Source organism: Vibrio sp. YT-17 (assembly GCF_033337375.1).
In the GTDB taxonomy this organism is placed as follows: domain Bacteria; phylum Pseudomonadota; class Gammaproteobacteria; order Enterobacterales; family Vibrionaceae; genus Vibrio; species Vibrio alginolyticus.
The window spans coordinates 72,198-77,302 of the sequence record NZ_JAWOQP010000023.1; the positions used below are offsets into that span (position 1 = coordinate 72,198).

The following is a 5,105-nucleotide window of genomic DNA, read 5'->3' on the forward strand; positions in this document are numbered from 1 at the left end:
TCACCGAATTTGGGATGGTTACGCTGGTGAGATTGTTAGAAGAAAACGCATACTTTCCAATTGTGGTCACCGAGTCAGGAATAACAATCTCCTTTCTTACTCCACCATAGGAAATTATTATCTTTTTGTTATCAGTGCCATCATCATTACGAGCAAAAATAAAACCATCTGATGGGACATTGTTAACTATTGATATTGCATTTTTATTAAATGCCCGCTCCCCAATGGAGGTCACTGAATCAGGAATAGTAACGCTGGTGAGCTGGTTGTCAGAAAATGCCCGCTCCCCAATGGAGGTCACTGAATCGGGAATAGTAACGCTGGTGAGCTGGTTGTCATGAAATGCCTCGTACTCAATAGCTGTCACCGAATCTGAGATAGTCACGCTGGTGAGATTATTTTTAGCGAACGCCCGCTCCCCAATGGAGGTCACCGAATCAGGAATAGTAACTCTGGTGAGCTGACTTTCAGCAAACATCCAACTATCAACAGTAATCACCGAATCTGGTATAGCAATCTCTTTTCTTGCTCCACCATAGGAAATTATGATCTTTTTGTTTTCAGTGCCATCATCATTACGAGCAAAAATAATACCATCTGATGGGACATTGTTAACTATTGATATTGCATTTTTATTAAATGCCCGCTCCCCAATGAAGGTCACTGAATCAGGAATAGTAACGCTAGTGAGATTATTTTTAGCGAACGCCCGCTCCCCAATGGAGGTCACCGAATCTGGTATAACCACATTAGTAAGTTTATTTTTTTCAAATGCCTGTCTTCCAATTATAGTAACCGATTTTGGGATGACCACGCTGGTGAGCTGCTTGTCATAAAATGTCCCCCCATTAATAAGTTCGACCGAATCTGGGATGACGACATCTGTGTCGTTACCGTTGTAGCCAATAAGTATTGACTTGTCATCTGAACCATCACGATTTTTGGCATATTGCAACCCTTCCGTTGCTCGTTCACAGCCAGTAAGAAAGGCTAAACAGAGTAAAGTGCCAAGAATTTGAGCTGTTGCTTTCATGAGCCTTGTTCTTGATAATGTCATGGCTGTTCCCGTATTTTATTAAGACCGTCAAATACCCTCTACCAACGCATAAAAGCGTTCACAGGTAGTCAGCTTTATTTTGAGATAAACGTAAGGTAGCAATACTTTCCGCAGTTAGTCCACTTCCAACAAGTTGTTTAGCTAGTTTCGCTACTAAAACGGACGCTTTGACAAGCAAAACATACATATAAAAGGCCCAAATCGTGAAAGTTTCATTCTACTAAATGACTTTTTGTAGGGTAAACGCAGGCTCTTTAACTTTATAGGGTATTTAACCTAACGAATTTTGGGGCAAAACCTTCTTAGAACTATTACATCCACAACGTGCCCACTACGAATGTGTTCACGGGAAAAAACACCATATGTATCGCTTCAACTAAACAGATTCCGTACACAAAGGCCACAGCCAACACCGACCAACTTCTTGGATTTATATCCAATTTATTGGCACCATAACCAAAAAATTGGATAGACGTACATTACTATTATTCCAAACAATTGATTTTATTAAAAAATTAAATGGCACGCTTCTCGCTTTTTGACGTGATATTTGGCTTTTACTTTAGGTATTTGTGTGTCGTATAAAACCCTTCCACTGTCGGAAGTAATGTCCCATGAATTCGGGTTGATAGAGGGCAACTTCCACAACCTCGCGGAAGCAGATATCGCCTCTGCCATTCCTGCTCATCTTACCTTTGATCAGCTAAAACACCACCTCCACGAGGGTAAGCTCGTACTCGTGAGTGATACACCTCAAATTCCCGCACTTCTGAGTTACAACGACCCAATTGGTCCTAAAACATGGCGGCTGAACTCTGAGGTTATCTCTGCATTTTCGGATGATGCGGCTGAGGAGTTGTTAGCAAAGACGAAAATCTCCAGAGCAACGGGAGGATACAGCACACGTATTGGAGAGACCGCGGCACTCGAACGAGCTTATACGCCACAGCCGATCGCAGTCGAAAGTGAAGAGGAAATCACCAAGGAATTTGAGTACAGCTTCGAAGTCGGCTGCTCGGATGCCACCATAAAGAAAATGGTGCACAATGACTTTGCTTTAGCGAAAACTGAAAAAGAGAACGCGGTAACCCGCTGGGAGCAAGCCAATACCGAGCAAGGTACCCGCTACACAGCGTTATGTGTGTTTGATGAGCCAAAGCGTTTAAATATCCACATCGCTGACGACAATCTCGGGCTGACACCATTGGAATCAATCACACTACAAAAAGCCGGCAGCCATAAAACTGAGGAAGGTTTTATACCTGTCGTTCCGGCTGTGCGATTGGGCGAACGCCTAGGCTTGCCGACAGAGGGCTATTACTACCACTTTAATGATGGTGAACTGGTCCAAGAGTACAAAATTCTCGGACAAGAAAAATGGGCATTTTACGCTACGCGATCGACACAAGAGACGCTCAATGACGAGCGCGGTTTTACCAAGGATCAAAGCGCTATTTTGGTGTATTGGAAGTTGGCCAACCAAGTCCTTGAGAACCAATACATCATTTATCTTGAGCGCCAAATCACGCGTGAAGAGCTCGATAATCTTAGTGAAGATTGGCTGAGCGAAAACGGGATAAAGTTGGATATTCCTGCACTGTTTGATGCAGGTAAACAGCCGGAAGAAGCACGCGCAGAAGATTACAACGATGAAGCGGAAGCAGAACAAACCGCAGCAACGCACATCGTAGTTGCGGGGGAAACCTGGCAGAGCATAGCTGAACGGTATGGTATGGGAGCTAAAGCCTTGCTCTCGCTTAACCCAGTGTTTGAGGCCGACCCTCTATCACTCGCAATTGGTGATGAAATTGTTGTTGCTGAAGCACAGCAACAACAAGCACCAGACAAAAAGAACACTTTTCCGCCTCTGCACCCGCAAACCTACAACAACATCCGCAACAGTCATTACCAGCACAGCGATCCTTTACTTGGGTTGACCAAATATCGAGCTATCAACGCTGCCGATTTTGTAGAAGGTGATGTCGCCATCCTTAACTTAAAAGACGCCACAAGCTCGCTCGTGTTCGCTAAATCCTGCATCAGGCCAGAAGGGTGTATTGAAATTGGCGACCAACAAGAGTCAATCAGTAACTTCGGGCCTTGGTCATTCTTCTTTGCGCAAGCGAATGCGACCCCAGCTGCTGTCATACCCGCCATTCAAGCAACACAAGCACAAATGGCCATGGGAAGTTCCGCCGCTGTCGCTGGCTCACCAGAGCAAACGCAACAAACCCAAACTGCGGCGATGCAGTTGGATAAACTGGCCGGCACATTGAAAGATAAGATAGTTGAGGGCTACCGCTGGCAAGTAGAAGGCATTGGCGCTTTGTTTGCCATGCAGCAAAGCTTGTTTGGCGATAACACCCAATATACAGACCAAGATTTACGCCAAGTGACCACGGCGCAAAGCCGTGTTCGTGTCCACATTACCGAGCCCCAAGATGGGGAGTTTTATCCGCACGTGCAGGGCTATCATGTAGACGACACGCGCATCCCCATCAAATACGTGAAACAGGGAAATAATAGCCAGCTGTCCGTTGCGATTGAGGAGAACGGACCAACCATCTATTGGACACCAGAAGAAAACGGTGAAGCAAGTTGGCAAACTACCCCCGATCATAGTGATGGGTTTGAAAAAGACGATATACTGGTCACGCCAATCCACTCGGATAGCGATGCTAACGTCACCGTTACGCCTGCGCCAGAAGAGAAAGACTGGCGCGATGCGATCTTGGTATTCCCTGAAAGCTCAGGTATTGCTCCGCTCTATGTGGTTTACAAAGAAAGCCCGAGAGATAAGCCCGGAGTCGTTACCGGGAAAGGCGAAGATATCTTTGGCATTTGGTTGGCAGGTGCAGGTAAGGACTTAGGAGCCCCAATACCCTCTCAAATAGCTGATAAGCTGAGAGGGAAAGAATTTAGTAATTTTGATGCGTTCCGAAAAGCTTTCTGGATAGAGGTTTCTAAAGATAGTGTGCTTATGGCGCAATTCAACAGAACGAACCAAAAGAAAATTAGTTCCGGTAAATCTCCTATAGCTCCAAAAGGTGAACACTATGGAAAAATGATCAGATATGAGATCCATCACCAACATGAGATATCTAAGGGGGGAGCTGTTTTCCATGTTGATAACCTTGCAGTCGTTACTCCTAAACATCACAAGAGAATCCACTTTGGTAAGAATTAAATGAAGTTAAAAAATAATATTTCCGAGTATACATTTGCTGAATTTAAAGATTTTGTCAGCACAATATGTGATAACGATTTACCTGAAAGTGAGGAGGACAAACTTATCTTACATTTTTCAGAAATTGTTAAACACCCTGATGGGACCGACCTAATATTTTGGCCTAAACCTGATCAAGATGACTCGCCAGAGGGAGTTGTTAATGAAATTAAAAGGTGGTACCAAGAGCAGGGGCTTCCTTGCTTCAAAGAGTAAAAAATAAAAGGCGTCACAATGACGCCTTTTCCCATTCCCATTCCTCAGCCTGCTCTAAAATCCGCTCAAAATCCTCTTGTGTCAGAACCTTATGGTTGCTCTCGGTGAACTCAATATTTTGTCCATTGCGATTGAAGATAACGTACCAACCATCAATTGGACGCCAGAAGAAAACGGTGAAGCAAGTTGGCAAACTCTCGATTCAAGTCAATTTATACCTGCGAACCTTAAACGGATGATGGATGGCAAAGCTCCTCGAGCAAGGTTTAAGGATACCGTTGGGGGAAGACGTTCTTTCTAAATGCACCATGTTGAATAAATACAACATGGTGGTTCTGTGTACGATGTTGATAACTTAAGAGCCCCCGTAATACAACACGAGGATTAACAACAATAGCATTAGAGAATGGATTACTTTTAGTAAGGAAAAAACCAACTAACAGGATATGAATGAGTATTTACTCTGTCTTATAATGGGGCAAAGACTTCTTAGAACTATTACATCCACAACGTGCCCACTACGAATGTGTTCACGGGTAAAAACACCATATGTATCGCTTCAGCTAAACAGCGACCGTACACAAAGACCACAGCCAACACCGACCA

General features: G+C 44.2%; 4 protein-coding genes. 3 read left to right on the top strand and 1 reads right to left on the bottom strand.

Annotated features, from left to right (window positions below; translation table 11 throughout):
* Positions 1-1,033: leucine-rich repeat domain-containing protein (locus tag R7F67_RS19470; protein ID WP_318057309.1), on the bottom strand; the 1,033-nt coding region annotated here is incomplete at its 3' end.
* Positions 1,034-1,631: 598 nt separating this feature from the next.
* On the opposite strand from R7F67_RS19470, the gene R7F67_RS19475 reads away from it, so the two are divergent.
* The 3 genes from R7F67_RS19475 to R7F67_RS19485 all read left to right on the top strand — a co-directional run bounded on the left by R7F67_RS19475 (position 1,632) and on the right by R7F67_RS19485 (position 4,800).
* Positions 1,632-4,244 (top strand): S-type pyocin domain-containing protein, encoded by a 2,613-nt coding sequence (locus R7F67_RS19475; protein ID WP_258630631.1) that lies wholly within the window; start codon positions 1,632-1,634, stop codon positions 4,242-4,244.
* Entirely contained in the window at positions 4,245-4,499 is a 255-nt protein-coding gene (locus tag R7F67_RS19480; RefSeq protein WP_054576354.1) for a bacteriocin immunity protein, read from the top strand.
* A gap of 91 nt (positions 4,500-4,590) precedes the next feature.
* The gene (locus R7F67_RS19485) at positions 4,591-4,800 is read left to right on the top strand and encodes a hypothetical protein (RefSeq protein ID WP_228010021.1); all 210 of its coding nucleotides are present in this window, start codon (positions 4,591-4,593) and stop codon (positions 4,798-4,800) included.
* Positions 4,801-5,105: the final 305 nt, after the last annotated feature.